Source organism: Massilia paldalensis (assembly GCF_044901715.1).
Taxonomy (GTDB): domain Bacteria; phylum Pseudomonadota; class Gammaproteobacteria; order Burkholderiales; family Burkholderiaceae_D; genus Telluria; species Telluria paldalensis.
Genome location: NZ_JBJCIU010000001.1, coordinates 1,790,227 through 1,811,253, shown reverse-complemented (window position 1 = coordinate 1,811,253; position 21,027 = coordinate 1,790,227). Strand labels below are relative to the sequence as shown.

The following is a 21,027-nucleotide window of genomic DNA, read 5'->3' as shown; positions in this document are numbered from 1 at the left end:
CTAAATTCGCATAATCTATATTATGTCAAATTCGGGATATGGATCAGTGCCACCAATGTCCCGCCTCGCCCGGAGGACCCGGACCACCCCATGTATCGAATCCTTATCGCGCCCATCCAGCCCGGTCGATATCCGGTACCGGATGGGACGCCTCTACCTTCTCAGGCTGCCGCCTTTACCGCTGCCGGCGTACCGGTCATGCGCGCGACGGCCGTATCCGTCGTCCACAGCGCATTCGCCAGCCAGCGGAAGTTGATCAGCGCGGCCAGGTAGCCGTCGCCTTCCGGCAGCATGCTGCCCGCGGTGGCGTCGCGCACGACGGCCACTTCGATGCCGTGCTCGACGAAATCGCGCAGGTGCGATTCGATGCAGAAGTTCGCGGCCATGCCGGCCAGGATGACCTGGTCGACTTTCTTCTTGCGCAGCTGGAAGATGACGTCGTTCGTTTGCGGGCCCGCGATCTTGTGCGGCGAACAGACGATCGTCTTGCCGTCCTCGATGTAGTCTCGGAATTCGGGCATCCAGTCGGCGCCGGAACCTTCGAAACCTTCCAGCGACAGCGCGCTGGGGCGGTCGAACATGTGCAGCCCGTGCATGAGGCGCTCGCCGGGCGCCGCGAAATCCCATTTGTGGTCGTGCGGATAGTAGTAATGCGGCGAGATGATGACCGGCAGGTCGACCTGCTTGGCCGCCGCGAACAGGCGCTCGAGGTTCGGCACCGTGTTGTGGTGCGTGATGCTCGCGCCGAACGCGCCCCAGGCCACGCCTTTCGGGCTCAGGAAGTCGATCTGCGGGTCGATCACGACCAGCGCCGCGCGCGACAGGTCCAGCTGCACGTCGACCTGCGGCAGGCCCGGGTTCGCCGGGTCCGCATACGGATCGGCTGCTGCGCCATTCGGGTTGTTCTTGGTATCCATGGCATTTCCTTTCAGGTTCGTTTTGGTTGAGCGGGCACCGCGTCGCGGCCCCGCGTTCTCGCTCCGGAGACGGGAAAATCGTACTCGTCCCGCGCGCCGATGCAAAAGGAAATGTGGCCACCCACGCCCTATGGTGGGCCGCCGTTTGGCCGGGGCATGGCGGCAGTCGCAGCAACCCTGCTGTTCGACCAGCTGCCAGGATCGGGCAGGCGCCCTATCGTCACGGGCGAGAGGGCACCGAAAATGCAACTCGACATTATGAATACTAATGTCGAGTTTGATGGATTGGCGGGATGATGCCGAACCGTCGGAACATTCCCGGAACAGAATATGCATTTGAGTGCGGCCAACGGCCCCCATTGCGCCTGCACGTTCGGCGTCGCCGACGGTCTTGGTGTCGCTCTTCCCCGAGCCTCTTCGCGGGCAGGAATCTGCATGCACGTCTACAAGACAACCGTGGTCCACATCGATGGCGCGCCCGAGCAGGAAAGCCGGTTCGCCCTCGCCGCCCCGTTAGTGCGTCGCGCGCGGTGCGTACCTGGTCGGCAGTGCCGCTACCAGCATCGCCTTGCTTGACTACACCCTGCTCACCGGCTCGATCTGCGCGCCTGCGGCCGATGCCGGCGCGGACTCCCGGGACTTGCGCGATTGCCGCCGGTGATCAACGCAAAGCGGTCCCCACCCTGCTCCAGCCGCTATCGACCGATATGACTTCGAGCCCGGCTGCCGGGAGCGCGTTCCCGCCCCCTCCTCCACCGCGGCGCGGTGCCGGCGAGAGCCGTCAGAGGATGCCGCGCCCGTTCACGGAAGCGATGATCTCGTCGTAGCGCTCGTTGTCCGTCTTGTGCAGATAGGCCGCCGTCGTCGCGATATTGGCGTGGCCGGCCGTGTCCTGCAGCGTCTTGAGCTGCACGCCGTTGTTGGCGTGGTTCGTCAGCATGCTGTGGCGCAGCCAGTGCGCCGACGCCTGGCGCAAGGCGGCGGCCGTGTCGGCATCGCCCCGGGCCGCGGCGACGCCGGCCGCGTCGGCGAAGACCGCCTTGATCGCTTCGGACGCCGCCTCGTCGGTGATGCGCGACAGCGTGCGGCTGCGGCTGGACAGCACCAGGGGCATGCGGTCGCTGCGGCTCGCCTGGGGCGGCAGGTCGAAGGCGATGCGGTAGGCCTGGAAGGCGTCGAGCATGTCGGGCGGCACCGGCAGGCGGCGCGGCTTGCTGCCCTTGCCGACGACGTCCAGCCACCAGCGGCCATTGCCCTCGGTGTAGATCGCGCCCATCGGGGCGCCGACGATTTCGTTCAGGCGCGCCCCCGTGTGGGCGAACGCGACGAGCAGGAAGCGGTCGCGCGCGCGCCGGCGCAGGTCGGCGGGTGTTTCGGCCGCCCGCGTGGAGACGGTCTCCAGCGCCAGCGCGATCGCGCCCTGCGTCAGGTAGCGCGTGATACGGCTGGCCGTCGGGGCCCGCACGTTGCGCACCAGGGCGGCCGGGTTGCGGCGCAGGTAGCCCGTCTGTTCGGCAAAACTCAGCAGCGCCTTCACGGCGATCATCGCCTGGCGCCGGCTCGGGTCGGACAGCGGCCCCGTGAACGGGCGGTAGCGCGCGTCGCTGCGCGGCCACTTGGTCTTGGACACCCAGGCGGGCGGCGGATCCTTGAGGAATTCCTTGTAGGCGGTCAGGTCGGCGACGTTCAGCTGCACGAGCGTCTTGCCGGCCTCCTCGCGGCACCAGGTCAGGAAACGGAACAGTTCCTTCTGGGTGTTCTGGATGGACTTCGGGCTCAATTCGCCGTGGGCGATGAATTCGCGCGCCAGTTCGATGTCCGTGGTCGCCTCGGTGATGGGGTCGTCGGCCGTGCGGAACATCTTGACGTGCATCCGTCCGCTCTCCCCGCTCACGAGATGGTCCGGCGTCGTAGGACCCAGGTCGATGGGGAAAAAATTCGGCATGGCGGCAATGGAATGAGACTGTATCTATATACAGTATAGCATCGGGCATCCGGACGCGACAGTGTTGCCGTCACCCGTGCGCCCCACGCCAGTAGCGGGCATACAGGGCGTTGTTCAGCAGCAGCACGGCAGCGGCCAGCAGGTACTGGATGCCCCGGTCGAGTCCCGCCGGATAGACCACGGGCAGCAGGTAGTGCGCGACGAAGCTTTCCCCGTAGACGCCCTCGCCCGCCAGCAGGCGCAGGCGGATTTCCAGGCCCGTCAGCGGACAGGCTGCGCCGGCCGCCTCGACCGTGAAGCCCCAGGCGACGGCCGCCAGGTGCCAGGGCAGCAGCCGGGGCCGGCGCGCCACCAGCAGTGCGCCGAAGGCGACGAACAGGATGAATGCCAGGTGCAGCACGAGGACGGCATCGGCGAGGACACGGTAGGCCATGGCGGCAAGGAATGGTTGGTGGACGGCGAGCCCGCACGCCTGATCGACATCAAGCCAGCACCGAAACGTCCACCTATCCTGCATCAGACTTCCCGGCGCGGCCGCACGGCTGGCGGCGCAAGCCCCCGGCCGCCTCGCCGTCGACACGTCGCCGAACTCCACGCCGCCGGTAATGTCTGAACAAGCACACGACAAGGCAAGCCCATGGCAACCAATACGGCATTCCGGCTGCGCGTGCGCGCGCCTCCGAGCCCTGCGCCCGGGATGACTGTCGCGCGCAGGCTGCTTCGCGTCGCATGTGCGCTGCTGGCGCTCCTTCTCGCATTGTTGCCCGTCGCGGCCACCGGCGCACCCGGCGTCGGGCTGATCCGCATCGACGGGGCGATCGGTCCGGCCAGCGCCGACTACCTGGTCCGGGGACTGGCCCGGTCGGCCGCCGCCAATCACCAGCTCGTGGTCGTCGAACTCGACACGCCGGGCGGGCTGGATACGTCGATGCGCAGCGCCATCAAGGCGATCCTGGCCTCGCCCGTCCCCGTGGCCGTCTTCGTCGCGCCCGGCGGGGCACGCGCCGCCAGCGCCGGCACCTACTTGCTGTACGCGAGCCATATCGCCGCCATGGCGCCGGGCACCAACCTGGGTGCGGCGACGCCGGTCGCCGTCGGAATGGAACCACCCGGAGCACCCGGCGGCCAGCCGCCGCGCGGCGAGGAGCGTGCGCTGGCCGGCAAGGATGATCGGGCGGCGGGGCCGAAGACACCGGCACCCGATGCCGACGGCGCCATGGCGCGCAAGCAGGTCAACGATGCGGCCGCCTATTTGCGCGGCCTGGCCCAGCTGCGCGGACGCAACGCCGACTGGGCCGAGCGCGCCGTGCGCGAGTCGGTGAGCCTGACGGCCGACGAGGCGCTGGCCTTGCGCGTCGTCGACTACGTCGCGCCGGACGTGCCGGCCCTGCTGGCGCGCGTGGATGGCAGCCGCATGGCCGTGCAGGGGCAGGTGCGCCAGCTGCATACGCGCGGCGCGCCGCTGGCGCGCTACGAACCCGACTGGCGCACGAACGTGCTGGCGGCGATCACGAACCCCAGCGTGGCCCTGCTCCTGATGACCATCGGCATCTACGGACTGGTGTTCGAGTTCATGAACCCCGGCGTGGTCGTGCCGGGCGTCGTGGGCGGCATCTCCCTGCTGCTCGGCCTGTACGCGCTGCAGCTGCTGCCCGTGAACTATGCCGGGCTGGGCCTGATCGTGCTGGGCCTCCTGTTCATGGTGGGCGAAGCCTTCCTGCCCAGCTTCGGCATCCTCGGCATCGGTGGCGTCGTGGCCTTCGTGGCGGGCGCCCTGATCCTCGTCGACACGGAGCTGCCCGGCTACGGCGTGCCGCCCATCCTCGTCGCCGTGCTGGCCCTGGCCAGCGCCTTGCTTCTCATCGGCACCGTGCAGGTGGCCATGGCCACGCGGCGCCGGCCCGTCCGCAGCGGGGCGGCGGCGCTGGTGGGTGCCGTTGGCCACGTCGAGCAGCTCGCCGGAAGCGATGGCCGTTCGGCGTGGGCACGCGTCGAGGGTGAGCTGTGGCAGGTGACGGGCGACGTGCCGCTGCGCCCGGCGCAGGCGGTCATCGTCACGGCGCGCGACGGGCTCGTCCTGCAGGTCGTGCCCGCCACCATGGACAAGGGAGAGCGGCGATGATCCTCGACGTCGGCTTCGGCCTCGGCGCCCTGCTCGTGCTGCTGTTGCCCCTGGTCCTGTCCGCCTTCAAGATCCTGCGCGAATACGAGCGCGGCGTCGTGTTCCAGCTGGGGCGGTTCTGGGGCGTGAAGGGACCGGGGCTGATCATCATCATTCCCGTGCTGCAGCAGATGGTGCGGGTCGACTTGCGCACGATCGTGCTCGACGTGCCGACCCAGGACGTGATCTCGCGCGACAATGTCTCCGTCAAGGTCAACGCCGTCATCTATTTCCGCGTGGTGGATCCGGAAAAGGCTATCATCCAGGTCGTCAACTTCATGGAAGCGACGAGCCAGCTGGCCCAGACCACGCTGCGGGCCGTGCTGGGCAAGCACGAGCTGGACGAAATGCTGGCCGAGCGCGAGCGCCTGAACATCGACATCCAGCAGGTGCTGGACGTGCAGACCGACGCCTGGGGCATCAAGGTGGCGAACGTCGAGATCAAGCACGTGGACCTGGACGAGTCGATGATCCGCGCCATCGCCCGCCAGGCCGAGGCGGAACGGGAACGGCGCGCCAAGGTCATCCACGCGGAGGGCGAACTGCAGGCTTCCGAGAAACTGCAGCAGGCGGCCGTGGTGCTTTCGCGGCAATCCGGGGCGATGCAGCTGCGCTACCTGCAGACGCTCAGCGCCATTGCGGGGGACAAGTCGTCGACCATCGTGTTTCCCCTCCCGATCGAGCTGCTGCCCGGCGTCCATGCGCCGCCCCGATAGACGTCATTCGATGGTGGAAGGAAAACATGCTTGCTGGACCACATCTGCCTTTCGGCCAGGTAGCGCGCGCACGGTTGGCGCGCGTTTGCAGCCTCGTCCCTCCTACGGGAGAATGGCTGCAAGCGTTTTCGATCGAAAGGACTCCGCATGAGCATCACCGTCAACAATACCAATCCGGATACCGTCAAGGTCACCCTGTTCGGCGAGCTGCAGGACGGCACGTTCGACGCCAAGGTCATGGCCGAAACCGACGTCCCCTACACGCGCTGCTGGGACAACGAGATCGAGCAGCGCATCATCTACATCCAGCCGGATCCCGAGCAGCTGCAGGCGATCCTGAAGGCGCTCAACGAGCGCCGGCTGTCGCTCGACCAGCTGCAGGAGTTCGGCAGCGTGGCGGGCGGCACGTCGGAAATCCCCGTCTGAAGGAAGGAAACCACGATGAATGCACAGGACACGAACGGGGCCGGCCAGGGTGGACATGCGCCCGACATCGGCATCGGCGGCATCACCAGCGGCGAGGAAGGCGCGACGCCCGGCCACGAGACCATGGCCGAGACGGGCGGCAGCGGCGGCGACGCGCTGACGCAGCCGCGGCGCGAGGAAGCGGCCCCCGCAACGCCGTCGACGGCACGGCAGGACGCGGCGGACGACGAGCCGGAGCCCGAAGGGGCCGATACGGCTGCAACGCATATCGCCCGCGGCGCCCAGGACACGCGCAGCCACCAGGCCAGTCCCGGGGATACGGGGCTGGGCACGCCCGAGACGGGCGGCAACCAGAGCGAGCGCGACCTGGCGCCGCCGCGTGTGCGCTGACGCTTCACACTAGCAGGTCGCGCTGGAACGCGCGCTGAAACGAGGGCCGCCGGCTTGTAGCGCCCGGCGACCCCGCACTCAAGCGGCCATGCGCCGGCACTCCTCGGCGCAGCGGCGGCAGGCGGCCGCGCATTGCTGGCAGTGGTCCATCTGGTGCTTGCCGCATTCGGCCGCACAGGCGTCGCATGCGTCGGCGCACAACGCACAGACGGCCTTCGTCAATTCGCCCCCGCGCGCCATGATGGCGGCGGCCGTGCGGCACAGCTGGGCACAATCCATATCCAGTGCGATGCAGCGCGCCATCATCTTGACGTCGTCTTCCTGCAGGCAGGCGGTGGAGCAGTTGTCGCATGCCGCCGCGCAGGCGTAACAGGCTTCGATGCAGCTGCGCATCGTGTCGATCGGTCGGTCCTGGGCCATCGATTCCTCCTTGGTGCTGGTGAATGGACGGACATCCCTTCGCCGCGCGGCCGGTGTCGTCCCGGCTCGCGCGTCGAGGGACCAGCTTAGCATGGTGCCTCCGCGAGGCTCGCCCGGCTCGGCCCCGGCGCCGGCTTATTGCGCCTGCTTGACGACGGCGCCGCCCTTCATGACGAACTTCACGCGGGTCAGCTCGGCCGGGTCCGCCAGCGGGTCGCCGCTCACGGCCACCAGGTCGGCGTACTTCCCGGCCGTGACGGAACCGACGCGGTCCTTCCAGTCCAGCAGCTCGGCGCCACGGATGGTGGCGGCCTGGATCGCCTGCATCGGCGTCATGCCGTACTTGACCATGTAGTGGAACTGGCGCGCATTGTCGCCGTGCGGGTAGACGCCGGCGTCGGTGCCGAACGCCATCTTCGCGCCGGCCTGGAACGCCTTCCTGAAATTGTCGCGCTGGACCTGGCCGACCATGCGCTCCTTTTCCAGCGACTCGGGCAGCATGCCGGCCGCGGCGCCTTCCTGCAGGATGTAGTCGTCGTTATAGATGTCCATGACGAGGAAGGTTCCCTTTTCGCGCGCCAGGCGGATGCCTTCGTCGTCGATCAGGCTCGCGTGCTCGACGGAATCGACGCCGGCCAGGATGGCGTCGCGGATCGCGCTCGCGCCGTGGGCGTGGGCGGCCACGCGGCGGCCCAGCTTGTGCGCTTCCTCGACGATCGCCTTCATCTCTTCCAGCGTGTATTGCTGGGCGCCCGCTTCGTCGCCCTTGGACAGCACCCCGCCCGACGCGCAGATCTTGATCGTGTCGGCGCCGTACTTGGCCATCTGGCGCACCTTGGCGCGCGCCTGCCACGGGCCGTCGGCCACGCCCGCCTCCGTGTAGTGGAAGTCGGCCGGCAGCAGGTTGTTGTCGCAATGGCCGCCCTGGATGCCAAGGGCGTAGCCGGCCACGCGCATGCGCGGCCCGTCCAGCTCGCCCTCGTTGATGGCGTCGCGCAGGGCGATGTCGCCGTAGCCGCCGGCGCCGACGTTGCGCACGGTCGTGAAGCCGGCTTCCAGCGTGACCCTGGCGGCATGCGCCCCGTACAGCGCGGCGCGGATGTCGGACACGCCCAGCGACTGGTAGCCGTGCAGGCGCGGGTCGCCCGTCAGGTGCACGTGGGCGTCGATCAGGCCCGGCAGCACGGTCGACGCGGACAGGTCGATGAGGCGCGCGCCGGGCGGCACCGCGGTCGACGCGCTGGGCCCGACGGCGCTGATGCGCTGGCCGCTGACGATGATCGTCTGGTCGGCGAGCACCTTGCCGGCGACGACGTCGACGAGCTTGCCGGCGCGGATGGCGACGACCTGTTCCGCGCCGCTGGCGGATGCGGCAAACCCGAGCGCGGCCAATGCTGCCGCGAGCACATGATGTTTCATTGCGGACTACTTTCGATGGTGGGAGAAGACGGGTGGCCGGCGTCCTGTCGCCGTCGTTCACGCGCGAGGCGGCGCCAGTTCAGCCACGAAACGACGGCATTGATCCAGAAGCCGGCGTACAGCACGGAGGTCAGGACCAGTCCCCGGCTGTAGTAGAGCGGGACGGCGATGGTGTTGACGAGCACCCAGAACGGCCAGTTCTCGACCCGGCGCTGCATCATGAGGATCTGGCCGATGACGGAAAACACCAGCACGGCGGAATCGATGAACGGGGCGTAGGCGTTCGTGGTCAGATGCAGCAGCGTGCCGTAGGCGGCCGTCGCCAGCACGCCGGCGGGCACGATCCACAGCAGGCTCCTGGCACTTGCATGGGTGATGGGCAGCGGCTCCCCATGGTCGCCGCGCACCCACTTCCACCAGCCCAGCACGCTGGTGGCGACGAAGAAGCCCTGCAGGACGACGTCGGCATACAGACGGTTGTCCGCATACAGCATGCCGAACAGCGTGCAGCCGACGATGCCGGTCCACCAGGTGTGGACGTTGTTGCGGCCGGCCAGCACGATGGCCAGGGCGGTGAAGACGTTTGCCGCCAGTTCGAGCGGCTTGACCAGCTCCGTCATCCTGCTCCGCCCTGCCCGTTCGAATCCATCGACGCTCCCGTTGAAGAAGCGCCTACTGTACGACAGCCCCTGCTTTTATTGCAAGAGAGGAATTGCTCTCGCAGGGGAGGGTCACAGCTTCAGCGTGCGGTGCTCGCTGTCCATGTCCGGCGTGGTGCCCGTCACCGCCGCCTTGGCCATGGCGAACATGCGCACCATCTTGCTGTCGTTCGAATCCCAGTACTCGGCCGAGTGCGGGTCGACGCGCACCAGCACGGCGTGCTCGTCGTCCGGGCCGGCCGGGAACCAGGCCTGGGCGCCGGCATTCCACTTCGCGCGGATCAGTTCGCGGTCGACGACGCGCTCGGCGGTGCCGCTGACGGACACGTACAGGCTGTCGTCCGGGTCGGCGAACGCCAGGTTCACCTGCGGACGGTGGGCGATGCAGTCCCACAGCGACGTCAGGGTCGAGGTGAAGAACCAGATGCCGCCGTCCTCGTCGACGTCTTCCTTCGTCATCGGCTGGCTCAGCAGGTGGCCGTGGGCGTCCTGCCAGGTAAACATGGGAAAGCGGACGTCCGCGATCTTGGCCTTCAACTGGGCCACGTTGTTAGCGTCATGGGTGGTCATGGTAGATCCTTTCTGTTTCGACAAGCCTCGATCGTCGCGGATTGCCGCCTGCCCGTCCGTGCGGCGGCGTACCGATGACGCCCGCAGTCCTTTGAGCACTGTCAAGGGCGCCGGAAAGCACGGGATGGCGCCCGTTGCATCGCAATATAATCCTCCTGCTGTCCGCAGCGGCGCCGGCGCGCCGCCCAACGAGCTGGAACCGCACGAGGATGGAACCGCCATGGACCACCACGCACATCACGCCCAGTCCGTCGTCCCGCGGGGTGCCGCCGCCGGGCCGGCGCCGCGCATGCTCCCGCAGGCCGCCTGAGCGGATGCCGAGGCCATGGGTGCGCAACATCCCGCCAGTGCCACGCTGTCCGCTCCGGGCGAGCGCACGCGCCTGGTCGCCCACCTCGTCGACGGCCTGGACGGCGCCCAGCTCGACGGGGCCCTGCTGAACCTGATCCGCCACCTGCCGGCCGGACGCTACCGCCACGCCATCGTCTGCCTGCACGAACACGGAGAATACGTGGGCGAACTGCGCGCCCGCGGCGTCGACGTCGTCAACCTGCACCGGCGCGAAGGACGCGATCCCTTCCTGTGGCTGCGCATGTACCGCGCGCTGCGGGCGCTGCAGCCCGACCTGGTCCACACCCGCAACCGCTCCGGCCTGCCGGCCCAGCTGGTGGCGGCGCTGGCCGGCGTGCGCCTGCGCGTGCATGCCGAACACGGCCGCGAGGATGCCGCCGGCCAGGGCGGCTGGATCCTGCGCCGCCTGCTGCGCCCCCTGATCGGGCATTTCATCGCCGTCAGCAGCGACCTCGAACAGTGGCTGATCGACGCCGTCGGTGCCGAGCCGGCGCGCGTGTCGCAGATCGCGAACGGGGTCGACAGCGTGCAGTTCCACCCGCGCCTGGGCCCGTCCGCCGCCGTCGGGCCGCCCGGCTTCATGCAGGACGGCGCCTTTGTCGTCGGCAGCGCGGGGCGCATGACGGACGCCGCCAGCCACGTCACGCTGGTCGAGGCCTTCCTGCGCCTGATCGCCTCGCCGCACCCGGCCCATGCGCGGCTGCGCCTGCTGATCGTCGGCGACGGGCCCGCGCGCCAGGAATGCCAGTCGCTGCTGAACCGGGCCGGGGCCGGCGCGCGCGCCTGGCTGCCTGGCGCGCGCGCCGACCTGCCGCAGCTGCTGCGCGCGATGGACTTGTTCGTGCTGCCGGCGCCGTCCGAGGACAGGACGAACGCCATCCTGCAGGCGATGGCCAGCGGCCTGCCCGTCGTCGCCAGCGCGGTGGCCGGGAATGCGGAACTGGTCCACGCCGGCTTCACGGGCATCCTGGTGCCGCCGCTGGCGCCGGACCTGCTGGCCGCGGCCATCGCCGACTACTGCCGCATTCCAGACATGGCCGCCCGCCACGGCGCCAGGGCGCGCAGCCAGGTCATCGCGCGCCACAGCATGCCGGCGATGGCGCGCGACTACCTGGCCGTCTACGACACGCTGGCGCGGGGAGGCGCCGACCTGCCCCGTGGCGGCGGCCGGCACGACTGGGATGCCTGACCGGGATGCCCGATGCGCGTCCTGCACCTGTTCGAGCACGCCGTGCTCCTTCCCACGGATTACGCCCGCCGCGCGCTGGCCTTGCTGGAAGGCTTGCGCGGCCAGGGCGTGCAGACGGTGCAGCTGGCCGGCCCCGCGACGCGCAACGCCGGCGCTGGTGCCGTGCCGGCGGGCTGGCAGTTCTACCGGACGGCGCCGGTCCGGCCGCCGGGCTGCCTGACGAACTGCATGCCGGGCTGCCTGACGGGCTGCATGCCGGGCTGCCTGAGCCGCGGCGCCGGCGGCCTGCTGCTGGCGCGGCGCCTGCACGACGTGGCGCGCCTGACCCGGCCGCAACTCATCCACGTCCATGCCGGCAGCCGCCACGCCCTCGCGGCCTGGCCGGCCGCACGGCTGGCCGGCCTGCCGCTGCTGGTCGAGGCGGACCGGCGCGGCGGTGCGGATGCGGCGCTGCCCCTGCTGGACCGGCTCGCCTGGCGCGGCGCGGACGCGCTGGTGGCGGCGACGCCCGACGCCCGGGCCCTGCTGCGCGCGGGCGGCATTCGCGCGCGCCGCATCGCTGTGCTGCCGTCCGCCGCGGACCTGCCCGGCGCCTGTGTCGCCACGCGGGTGCCGCCCGGTCTGGAAGGCGCGCCGCTGCTGGCCTATGCCGGGCCGCTGGAACGTGCCGACGGCATCGACCTGCTGCTGGAGGCGCTCGCGCTGCTGCGGCGCACCCGGCCGGCGCTGCGCCTCGTCGTCGCCGGCGCGGGCCTGCGCCTGGACGAACTGGCGCAGCGCGCCGCCGCCCTGGGCCTGCGCGGCCACGTCGTCTTTACGGGAGAGCTCGCGGGACGCCGCATCGCCGACCTGCTGCCGCGCGCCGACGTCACCGTGTTTCCCGCGATGCCCGGTTCCCGCGCGGCCGGCATGGCGCCGCCGCGCCAGCTGCTCAATGCGATGGCGCGGGGCTGCACGGTCGTCGCCTCCGACATCGCCTGCCACGCGGGGCTGCTGGTCCACGGCCACAACGGCGTGCTGTTTCGCGCCGGCAGCCGCACGGCGCTGTGTGGCGCCCTCGCGCGCCTGCTGGACGAGCCGCTGCGCCTGCGCCCGCTCGGCCGGGCCGCGGCCGAGACCATCGCCGCGCGGCACAGCTGGCCCGTCACGGCGGCGCGCTACCGCAAGCTGTACGAGACGATCCTGCACGACCATCGCCGCCATCCCGGGGTGCCGGGATGCCGCCGGCGCGGAGGCGCCGATGCATGAATATCATGTCCGGCCGGGCGACGCCCGCACAAATCGTCTATAGTGATGCTCTTTCGACATACCTATAACAATCCAAGAGTCTTGCGATGAAATTTGACGTCGTCATCGTCGGCAGCGGCCTGGCCGGCCTGTCCGTTGCCCTGCACCTGGCCCAGACCCGCAAGGTCGCCATCATCTCCAAGCGCGAACTGCTCGAAGGGGCCAGTAACTGGGCCCAGGGCGGCATCGCCGCCGTGCTCGACTCGGGCGACAGCCACGACCAGCACATCGCCGACACCCTCGTCGCCGGCGCCGGCCTGTGCGACGAAGGGGCGACCCGCTACATCGTCGAGCACGGCCGCGAAGCCATCGAATGGCTGATCGACCAGGGCGTGCCCTTCACCCGCGACGAGAGCGCGGAAATGGGCTTCCACCTGACCCGCGAGGGCGGCCACAGCCAGCGCCGCATCATCCACGCGGCCGACGCCACGGGCCACGCCGTGCAGGTGACGCTGGAACAGAAGGTGCGCAACCACCCGAACATCGCCCTGTTCGAACACCACAGCGCGATCGACGTGATCACCTCGGACAAGCTGACGCCCACCGGCGTGCACGGCGGCGCCCCGGCGCTGGCGGGCCAGCCGCGCTGCCACGGCGTCTACGTCCAGGACGGCGCCACCGGCAAGGTGCTGACCTTCGAGGCCGAGCACACGGTGCTGGCCACGGGCGGCGCCGGCAAGGTCTACCTGTACACGACGAATCCGGACACCGCGACGGGCGACGGCATCGCGATGGCCTGGCGCGCCGGCTGCCGCGTGTCGAACATGGAATTCATCCAGTTCCACCCGACCTGCCTGTACCACCCGTACGCGAAATCCTTCCTGATCAGCGAAGCGGTGCGCGGCGAAGGCGGCTTGCTGAAACTGCCGCCCGAGGCCGGTGCGACGGCCGGGACCCGCTTCATGCCGGCCCACGACGAGCGCGGCGAGCTGGCCCCGCGCGACGTCGTCGCCAGGGCCATCGACTTCGAGATGAAGAAGCGCGGCCTCGACTATGTCCACCTGGACATCAGCCACCAGAGCCCGGAATTCATCCAGGAGCACTTCCCGACCATTTACGCGCGCTGCCTGGAACTGGGCATCGACATCACGAAAGAGCCGATTCCCGTGGTGCCGGCCGTCCACTTCACCTGCGGCGGCGTCGTGACGGACCTGGCCGGACGCACCGACATCGCCGGCCTGTACGCCGTCGGCGAGACCGCGTGCACGGGCCTGCACGGCGCCAACCGCCTGGCCAGCAATTCGCTGCTCGAATGCCTCGTCGTGGGACGTGCCTGTGCGCAGTACATCGCGGCGGCGCCGTCCGTGGGGCAGCCGCAGCTGCCGTCCTGGGACGAAAGCCGCGTTACCAACGCCGACGAGGAAGTCGTGATCGCCCACAACTGGGACGAGCTGCGCCGCTTCATGTGGAACTACGTCGGCATCGTGCGCACGAACAAACGCCTGGAACGCGCCGAGCACCGCATCAAGCTGCTGAAGGAAGAGATCGGGGAGTACTACCGCAATTTCCGCGTCACCAACGACCTGCTGGAACTGCGCAACCTGGTCGAAGTAGCGCACCTGATCGTGCGCAGCGCGCTGTCGCGCCACGAAAGCCGCGGCCTGCATTATTCGCGCGACTATCCGGACACGCTGCCCAAGGCCCTGCCGAGCGTGCTGGCCCCGGGGCCGCGCTGACGTGAAGGGCAAGCTCGCGTCGTCGCTGACCCCGTCGACCGCCCTGCTGCTGACCGTCCCGCCGCTGCTGTGGGCCGGTAACGCCATCGTCGGCCGCCTCGTGCGCGAGGCCGTGCCGCCGATGACCCTGAACCTGCTGCGCTGGACCATTGCCCTGCTGGTGCTGCTGCCGCTCGGGCGTGCCGCCCTGCGTCCCGGCAGCGGCGTGCTGGCCAACTGGCGCCGCTACGCGCTGCTGGGCCTGCTGGGCATCGGCATGTACAACTCGCTGCAGTACCTGGCCCTGCAGAGTTCCACGCCCATCAACGTGACGCTCGTCGCTTCCGGCATGCCCGTCTGGATGATGCTGGTGGGCCGCCTGTTCTTCGGCGTGCCCGTGCGCGGACGCCAGGTCGGCGGCGCCGTGCTGTCGATCGCCGGGGTGCTCGTCGTGCTGTGCCGCGGCGACGTCGGTCAGCTGCTGGCGCTGCGCCTCGTCGCCGGCGACCTGTACATGATCCTGGCGACCATCGCCTGGTCGTTCTACAGCTGGATGCTGCTGCAGCCGAAGGACGTGCCGGCGCTGCGCGGCGACTGGGCCGCCTTCCTGCTCGCCCAGGTCGGCTATGGCCTGTTGTGGTCCGGCCTGTTCGCGGGCGCCGAATGGTCGCTCGGCGCGCCCCCGATCGCCTGGAGCCCCGCGGTGGCGGCGGCGCTGCTGTTTGTGGCCGTCGGCCCCGCCGTGCTCGCGTTCGCGCTGTGGGGCGCGGGTATCCGCCGCGCCGGTCCCGGCATCGGCGCCTTCTTCGTCAACCTGACGCCGCTGTTCACGGCCCTGCTGTCGTCGGCCTTCCTGGGCGAATTGCCCCACGCCTACCACGCGCTCGCCTTTGGCCTGATCGTCGGCGGGATCGTCTGGTCGTCGCGCTGAGCGCCGGCGGGCATGTGCGCGGGCGTGCCGCGCCGGAAACGTGTGTCCGCCCCGGCAGTAAGGATGTTAGGATCGGCTGGTACCAACGCGCAAGCAGCGACAAGGAAGCAGCCCGATGTCCGAAGCACTCACCCTTCCCGCCACCCTCCACGCGCACGCGGCCGCGATCGCCGGATTCCTCGACCGCCATCCCCGTGCGCTGGTCCTGACCGGCGCCGGCCTCTCGACGGCGTCCGGCATCCCGGACTACCGCGACGCCGACGGCAACCGCCGCGGCAAGCCACCGATCCACGGCCCGGACTTCCGTAAATCGGAATACGTCCAGCGCCGCTACTGGGCGCGCAGCATGATCGGCTGGCCCGTGCTGGCGCGCGCCCGGCCGAACGCGGGGCACGTGGCGATCGCGGGGCTGGAGGCGATCGGCAGGATCGGGTCGGTGCTGACGCAGAACGTGGATGGGCTGCACGGCCAGGCCGGCAGCCAGGGCGTGCTGGAGCTGCACGGCAACATCCACTCGGTCGTGTGCCTCGAATGCTCCGCGCTGTTCCCGCGCGCCTTCATCCAGGACCAGCTGGAGCGCGACAATCCGCACATGACGGGGGCGAACGCCACGCCGCTGCCCGACGGCGACGCCGCCGTCGAGCCGGCCGAGCTGGCGGATTTCCGCCTGCCCCATTGCGTGTGCTGCGGCGGCAACCTGATCCCGAACGTCGTCTTCTTCGGCGACAACGTGCCGCCCGCGCGCACGGCTATCGCACTGGACCGCATGGAACGGGCCGATGCGCTGCTCGTCGTCGGCTCCTCGCTGATGGTGTATTCCGGCTTCCGCTTCTGCCGCATGGCGCAGGCGGCGGGCAAGCCGATCGCCGCGATCAACCTCGGACGCACGCGCGCCGACGACCTGCTGGACATCAAGATCGAAGACTCGGCCGAGCGCATCCTGCCGCTCGCGCTCGACCTTTTGCAACGGGGACTGGAGCCGGCCGGAGGAGACACGCCATCCATTCAACTCGACGGGGGAATACTGTGACGAACAAGCTGAGCAACACCGTAGCGGGCCGCGGCATCAAAGGCTGGCAGGCGGGCGCCCTCCTGGCCGGCATCGGCCTGGCCGCATCGTTCTTCTACGTGAAGGCGAAGACGAAACAGGCCGAGGCCGCGCATCCGCCCGAGGGCCGCTTCGTCACCGTCGACGGCGTGCGCCTGCACTACCTCGAACGGGGCAAGGGGCCGGTACTGGTCCTGCTGCACGGGAACGGCGTGCTCGCCAACGATTTTGCCTACAGCGGCATCATCGACAAGGCGGCCGAGCACTACCGCGTGATCGCCTTCGACCGTCCCGGCTTCGGCTACAGCGAGCGCCCGCGCAACCGCGTCTGGACGCCGCAGGCCCAGGCGCGGCTGCTGCACCATGCGCTGCAGGAGATCGGCGTCGATGCCGCGATCGTCGTCGGCCACTCGCTGGGCACGCAGGTCGCGCTGTCGATGGCGCTGGACGTGCCGGACTTCGTGCGCGGCCTCGTGCTGCTGTCCGGTTACTACTATCCGAGTTTGCGGGTCGACGTGCCCTTGCTGTCCGGCCCCGCGATCCCGCTGGTGGGCGACGTAATGCGTTATACGATCTCGCCGCTGGCGGGGCGCATGCTGTGGCGTCCCCTGACGAAGAAGATGTTCGCGCCGTTGTCCGTCGATCCGCGCTTCGGGCAGATCTCGCCGTGGATGGCGCTGCGACCCGGCCAGCTGCGCGCCGCCGCGGCGGACAACACGCTGATGGTGCCGGCCGCGCTGGCCTTGTCCAAGCGCTACCCGGAGCTGAAGGTGCCGGTCACGATCATCGCCGGCACGCAGGACCGCGTGGTCGACTTCGGCCACAACTCGGAGCGCCTGAACGAACGCGTCCCGGACAGCGAACTGCAGCTGGAACCGGGCGTGGGACACATGACGCACTACGCACACCCGGACAAGGTACTGGAAGCGGTCGATGCGATCGCGGCGCGGGTGGGACAGCCCGTGCACCTGCGCGATCCGCGCGCGGAGGCGTTGGCGAGGGCGAGCGAGAGCGGAACATAGCGCAAAGGGTCAGAGCCCGGTGTTGCCTTCAGGGGCCCTGACCCGGGTTCTCGGCGGCGGCGGTGGCACACCGGGGTCAGAGCCCAACCGACAACACCGGGCTCTGACCCCTCCCACCATTCACGCGTGACGCATCACGGAAATATCAGCCGACGATACGCAGCGAATAATCGGTCGCCCGGATATCCTTGGTGAGGCTGCCGATCGAGATCCGGTCCACGCCCGTTTCCGCGATCGCGCGCACGGTCTGCATATTGATGCCGCCGGATGCTTCCAGCAGCGCGCGGCCCGCGTTGATGCGCACGGCCTCGCGCATCATGTCGAGGTCGAAGTTGTCGAGCAGGACCGACACGGCGCCTGCCGCCAGCGCTTCTTCCAGTTCGGCGATCGATTCGACCTCCACCTGGATCGTCACGCCCGCGTCGAGCGCGGTCGCCGCCTTCAGCGCGGCCGTGATACCGCCGGCGGCCGCGATGTGGTTTTCCTTGATCAGGATGCCGTCCCACAGCGCCATGCGCTGGTTCTCGCCGCCGCCCACGCGCACCGCGTACTTCTGCGCCTGGCGCAGGCCGGGCAGCGTCTTGCGGGTGTCGAGGATGCGTGCGCGGGTGCCGGCCACCACGTCGACGTAGGTGCGGGTGCTGCTGGCCACGCCCGACAGCAGCTGCAGGAAGTTCAGCGCCGAACGCTCGGCCGTCAGCAGCGAACGGGGCGAACCCGCGATGGTGCAGACGACGCTGTCGGCAGCCATGACGTCGCCCTCGGCGTACTGCCAGTCGATCTCCGTGTCCGGGTCGATCGCCAGCATCACGCCTTCGAACCAGGGCGCGCCGCACAGCACGGCCTGTTCGCGCACGATCACCCGTGCCTTCGCGCGTGGCTGTTCGGGGACCAGCTTGCCCGTCAGGTCGCCGCTGCCGACGTCTTCCAGCAGCGCGGCCAGGATGTTCTGTTCGAACGCGGCCTGCAGCTTGTCGTCCATCTGGCCTTCGTCCGCATACGGGTTACGCAGAGTCGTCATGCGGGTCCCACTCCCGAGAACAGTTTGCCTTCGTTTTCCAGCGCGCCCGTCGGCAGCGCCTTGGACTTCTTCGCGGCCGCGAAATCGAGCATGCGGTCGATCGCGCGCTTGGCCTGGCGGCCGATGTCCGGATCGACCTCGATGGCGTTGCGACCATCGGTCGCTTCCAGCACGGCGGCCAGGTTCTGCAGGCCGTTCATCGCCATCCACGGGCAGTGCGCGCAGCTCTTGCAGGTGGCGCTGTTGCCGGCGGTCGGCGCCTCGATCAGGGTCTTGCCCGGCGCCGCCATGCGCATCTTGTGCAGGATGCCGTTGTCGGTGGCGACGATGAAGTGGGTCGCGTCCATCGTCTGGGCCGCGTTGATCAGCTGCGTGGTCGAGCCGACCACGTCCGCCTGTTCGACCACGTTGGCCGGCGATTCCGGGTGCACGAGCACCTTCGCCTCAGGGTATTGGGCGCGCAGCAGGTCCAGTTCGATGCCCTTGAACTCGTCGTGCACGAGGCAGGACCCCTGCCACAGCAGCATGTCCGCCCCCGTCTGCTTCTGGATGTAGGAACCCAGGTGACGGTCCGGCGCCCACAGGATCTTCTTGCCCTGGGCATGCAGTTCCTTGACGATGTCCAGGCCGATCGACGACGTCACCATCCAGTCCGCGCGCGCCTTCACGGCGGCGCTGGTGTTGGCGTAGACGACGACGGTACGGTCCGGATGCTGGTCGCAGAAGGCGGCGAATTCGTCGGCCGGGCAGCCCAGGTCCAGCGAGCAGGTCGCGTCCAGGTCCGGCATCAGGATCGTCTTTTCGGGGCTCAGGATCTTGGCCGTCTCGCCCATGAAGCGCACGCCCGCCACGACGAGGGTCCTGGCGGGATGGTCGCGGCCGAAGCGGGCCATTTCCAGCGAGTCGGACACGCAGCCGCCCGTCTCCTCGGCCAGGTCCTGCAGGTCGGCGTCGACGTAGTAGTGCGCGACCAGGACGGCCTCGCGCTCCTTGAGCAGGCGGCGGATGCGCTCCTTGAGCGCCGTCTTTTCGGCGACCTCGAGGGGCGATGGGGTGCGGGCCCAGGCCTCGGCGGTCGAGCAGACGCCGCCGACCGGGCGGTCGTATTCGAAAGTCTTGATGGGGGCGATGGTGTTCATGTCGGTGTCAGTGGTGGGGACACTGGTGGGCACGTGGTGCCCACCCTACATTTGCAATGCGCAGGGTGGACGCCATGTGCCCACCATTTCACGATCGATTACTCGAGCCCTTGGCTCTTCAGGTAATCCTCGTAATTGCCCTGGAAGTCGATGACGCGGTCTTCCTTGACTTCGAGGATGCGCGTGGCCAGCGAGGAGACGAACTCGCGGTCGTGCGACACGAAGATCAGCGTGCCCGCGTACTTGTCCAGCGCGATGTTCAGCGATTCGATCGATTCCATGTCCATGTGGTTCGTCGGCTCGTCGAGCAGCAGCACGTTGTGACGGCCCAGCATCAGCTTGCCGTACATCATGCGGCCCTTCTCGCCGCCGGACAGCACGCGCACGGACTTCTTGACCTCGTCGCCGCCGAACAGCAGGCGGCCCAGGATCGAGCGCACGGCCTGGTCGTCGTCGCCTTCCTTGGTCCACTGGCCCATCCAGTCGGTGAGATTCGCGTCGGTCGCGAATTCCTCGGTCGGATCCTGCGGCATGTAGCCCGGGTTCGCGTTCTCGGCCCACTTCACGCGGCCCGTGTCGGCATCCAGGCCCGTGATCGGACCGCTGCCGATGGAGCGCAGCAGCGTGGTCTTGCCGGCGCCGTTGGCGCCGATGATGGCCACGCGCTCGCCCGCCTCGATCATGATCGAGAAGTCCTTGAACAGCGTGCGGTCGTAGGACTTCGACAGGCCTTCGGTCTCGACGGCCAGGCGGTGCAGCTTCTTCTCGCCTTCGAAGCGCACGAACGGATAGGCGCGCGAGGACGGCTTGAATTCCTCGATCTTGATCTTTTCGATCTGCTTGGCGCGCGAGGTCGCCTGGCGGGCCTTCGACTTGTTGGCCGAGAAGCGGCGCACGAAGTCCTGCAGCTCGGCCACTTTTTCCTTGGCCTTCGCATTGTTCGCCAGCTGCTGGTTCCGGGCCTGGGTCGACGCTTCCATGTAGTCGTCGTAGTTGCCCGGATAGACCTTCAGCGTGCCGTAGTCCATGTCGGCCACGTGGGTGCAGACCGAGTTCAGGAAGTGGCGATCGTGCGAGATGATGATCATCGTCGAGTTGCGCTGGTTGAGCATGTCCGCCAGCCAGCTGATCGTGTGGATGTCCAGGTTGTTGGTCGGTTCGTCCAGCAGCAGGATGTCCGGATCCGAGAACAGCGCCTGCGCCAGCAGCACGCGCAGCTTCCAGCCCGGCGCCACGGCGCTCATCGGGCCCTGGTGCAGGTCGGTGGCGATGCCCAGGCCCAGCAGCAGTTCGCCGGCGCGCGCCTCGGCCGAGTAGCCGTCGTATTCGGCGACCTTGCCTTCGAGCTCGGCCGCTTTCATGTAGTCCTCGTCGGTCGCGTCCGGGTTGGCGTAGATCGCATCGCGCTCGGCGATCGCGTTCCACAGCTCCGTATGGCCCATCATGACCACGTCGAGCACGCGCTTGTCCTCGTAGGCGAACTGGTCCTGGCGCAGTTTGCCCAGGCGCTCGTTCGTATCGAGGCTGACGTTGCCCGCCGACGGCTCGAGGTCGCCGCCGAGGATCTTCATGAAGGTCGACTTGCCGCAGCCGTTGGCGCCGATCAGGCCGTAACGGTTGCCGTCGCCGAACTTGACGGAAATGTTTTCGAACAGCGGCTTGGCGCCGAACTGCATCGTGATGTTGGCTGTACTGAGCACTGGAGAAACCCTTTGTGGTTTTGCGCGGTTATGCTAATAAACCGTACATTTTACCATCCTG

The 21,027-nt window shown here is 68.9% G+C and carries 20 protein-coding genes; 10 read left to right on the top strand and 10 right to left on the bottom strand.

All coding sequences use genetic code 11. The features are described 5' to 3' along the window. Positions 1-161: 161 nt before the first annotated feature. The 3 genes from ACI1V7_RS07975 to ACI1V7_RS07965 all read right to left on the bottom strand — a co-directional run bounded on the left by ACI1V7_RS07975 (position 162) and on the right by ACI1V7_RS07965 (position 3,295). On the bottom strand, positions 162-917 hold the full coding sequence (locus ACI1V7_RS07975) for a cysteine hydrolase family protein (protein WP_404531215.1): 756 nt from the start codon (positions 915-917) through the stop codon (positions 162-164). Between the two features lie 781 nt (positions 918-1,698). Continuing rightward, positions 1,699-2,862 carry a tyrosine-type recombinase/integrase gene (locus ACI1V7_RS07970; protein ID WP_404531213.1) on the bottom strand — a complete coding sequence of 388 codons (1,164 nt, stop codon included), beginning with the start codon at positions 2,860-2,862 and terminating at the stop codon, positions 1,699-1,701. Between the two features lie 70 nt (positions 2,863-2,932). After that, positions 2,933-3,295 carry a DUF2784 domain-containing protein gene (locus ACI1V7_RS07965; RefSeq protein WP_404531212.1) on the bottom strand — a complete coding sequence of 121 codons (363 nt, stop codon included), beginning with the start codon at positions 3,293-3,295 and terminating at the stop codon, positions 2,933-2,935. Positions 3,296-3,499: 204 nt separating this feature from the next. Here ACI1V7_RS07965 and ACI1V7_RS07960 point away from each other — a divergent pair, with 204 nt between their 5' ends. The 4 genes from ACI1V7_RS07960 to ACI1V7_RS07945 all read left to right on the top strand — a co-directional run bounded on the left by ACI1V7_RS07960 (position 3,500) and on the right by ACI1V7_RS07945 (position 6,555). Next, complete coding sequence (locus tag ACI1V7_RS07960) at positions 3,500-4,984, top strand: NfeD family protein (RefSeq protein WP_404531211.1); 1,485 nt, start codon at positions 3,500-3,502, stop codon at positions 4,982-4,984. Beyond that, entirely contained in the window at positions 4,981-5,739 is a 759-nt protein-coding gene (locus ACI1V7_RS07955) for a slipin family protein (RefSeq protein WP_404531210.1), read from the top strand. The genes ACI1V7_RS07960 and ACI1V7_RS07955 overlap by 4 nt, the downstream gene beginning before the upstream one ends. A 147-nt stretch (positions 5,740-5,886) precedes the next feature. After that, on the top strand, positions 5,887-6,165 hold the full coding sequence (locus tag ACI1V7_RS07950) for a hypothetical protein (RefSeq protein ID WP_404531209.1): 279 nt from the start codon (positions 5,887-5,889) through the stop codon (positions 6,163-6,165). Between the two features lie 15 nt (positions 6,166-6,180). Next, on the top strand, positions 6,181-6,555 hold the full coding sequence (locus tag ACI1V7_RS07945) for a hypothetical protein (protein ID WP_404531208.1): 375 nt from the start codon (positions 6,181-6,183) through the stop codon (positions 6,553-6,555). Positions 6,556-6,633: 78 nt separating this feature from the next. On the opposite strand, the gene ACI1V7_RS07940 is transcribed toward ACI1V7_RS07945, so the two are convergent. The 4 genes from ACI1V7_RS07940 to ACI1V7_RS07925 form a co-directional block, all read right to left on the bottom strand. Then, positions 6,634-6,975: a four-helix bundle copper-binding protein gene (locus ACI1V7_RS07940; protein ID WP_404531207.1), complete on the bottom strand. Its 342-nt coding sequence runs from the start codon at positions 6,973-6,975 to the stop codon at positions 6,634-6,636. 135 nt (positions 6,976-7,110) lie between these two features. After that, on the bottom strand, positions 7,111-8,394 hold the full coding sequence (locus ACI1V7_RS07935) for a Xaa-Pro dipeptidase (RefSeq protein ID WP_404531206.1): 1,284 nt from the start codon (positions 8,392-8,394) through the stop codon (positions 7,111-7,113). Then, a complete protein-coding gene (pnuC, locus tag ACI1V7_RS07930) occupies positions 8,391-9,014 on the bottom strand; it encodes a nicotinamide riboside transporter PnuC (RefSeq protein ID WP_425593023.1) in 624 nt (207 codons plus the stop codon). The genes ACI1V7_RS07935 and pnuC overlap by 4 nt, the downstream gene beginning before the upstream one ends. A 111-nt stretch (positions 9,015-9,125) precedes the next feature. Further along, positions 9,126-9,623: a pyridoxamine 5'-phosphate oxidase family protein gene (locus tag ACI1V7_RS07925; protein WP_404531205.1), complete on the bottom strand. Its 498-nt coding sequence runs from the start codon at positions 9,621-9,623 to the stop codon at positions 9,126-9,128. A 325-nt stretch (positions 9,624-9,948) separates the two neighbouring features. Here ACI1V7_RS07925 and ACI1V7_RS07920 point away from each other — a divergent pair, with 325 nt between their 5' ends. The 6 genes from ACI1V7_RS07920 to ACI1V7_RS07895 all read left to right on the top strand — a co-directional run bounded on the left by ACI1V7_RS07920 (position 9,949) and on the right by ACI1V7_RS07895 (position 17,106). After that, positions 9,949-11,163 (top strand): glycosyltransferase, encoded by a 1,215-nt coding sequence (locus ACI1V7_RS07920; RefSeq protein ID WP_404531204.1) that lies wholly within the window; start codon positions 9,949-9,951, stop codon positions 11,161-11,163. Positions 11,164-11,175: 12 nt separating this feature from the next. Further along, complete coding sequence (locus ACI1V7_RS07915) at positions 11,176-12,411, top strand: glycosyltransferase family 4 protein (RefSeq protein ID WP_404531203.1); 1,236 nt, start codon at positions 11,176-11,178, stop codon at positions 12,409-12,411. Between the two features lie 86 nt (positions 12,412-12,497). Next, the gene (gene nadB, locus ACI1V7_RS07910; protein ID WP_404531202.1) at positions 12,498-14,126 is read left to right on the top strand and encodes an L-aspartate oxidase; all 1,629 of its coding nucleotides are present in this window, start codon (positions 12,498-12,500) and stop codon (positions 14,124-14,126) included. A gap of 1 nt (position 14,127) precedes the next feature. After that, positions 14,128-15,036, top strand: coding sequence for a DMT family transporter (locus ACI1V7_RS07905; protein ID WP_404531201.1), 909 nt, complete (start codon positions 14,128-14,130; stop codon positions 15,034-15,036). A gap of 115 nt (positions 15,037-15,151) precedes the next feature. Then, entirely contained in the window at positions 15,152-16,066 is a 915-nt protein-coding gene (locus ACI1V7_RS07900; RefSeq protein WP_404531200.1) for an NAD-dependent protein deacetylase, read from the top strand. Then, positions 16,063-17,106 carry an alpha/beta fold hydrolase gene (locus tag ACI1V7_RS07895; RefSeq protein WP_404531199.1) on the top strand — a complete coding sequence of 348 codons (1,044 nt, stop codon included), beginning with the start codon at positions 16,063-16,065 and terminating at the stop codon, positions 17,104-17,106. Before ACI1V7_RS07900 ends, ACI1V7_RS07895 begins: the two co-directional genes overlap by 4 nt. A gap of 145 nt (positions 17,107-17,251) precedes the next feature. On the opposite strand, the gene nadC is transcribed toward ACI1V7_RS07895, so the two are convergent. The 3 genes from nadC to ACI1V7_RS07880 all read right to left on the bottom strand — a co-directional run bounded on the left by nadC (position 17,252) and on the right by ACI1V7_RS07880 (position 20,966). After that, positions 17,252-18,127, bottom strand: a complete 876-nt coding sequence (gene nadC, locus ACI1V7_RS07890) for a carboxylating nicotinate-nucleotide diphosphorylase (protein ID WP_404531198.1) — start codon at positions 18,125-18,127, stop codon at positions 17,252-17,254. After that, entirely contained in the window at positions 18,124-19,266 is a 1,143-nt protein-coding gene (gene nadA / locus ACI1V7_RS07885; protein ID WP_404531197.1) for a quinolinate synthase NadA, read from the bottom strand. Before nadA ends, nadC begins: the two co-directional genes overlap by 4 nt. A 98-nt stretch (positions 19,267-19,364) precedes the next feature. Continuing rightward, positions 19,365-20,966, bottom strand: a complete 1,602-nt coding sequence (locus ACI1V7_RS07880; RefSeq protein WP_404531196.1) for an ABC-F family ATPase — start codon at positions 20,964-20,966, stop codon at positions 19,365-19,367. Between the last annotated feature and the right edge of the window lie 61 nt (positions 20,967-21,027).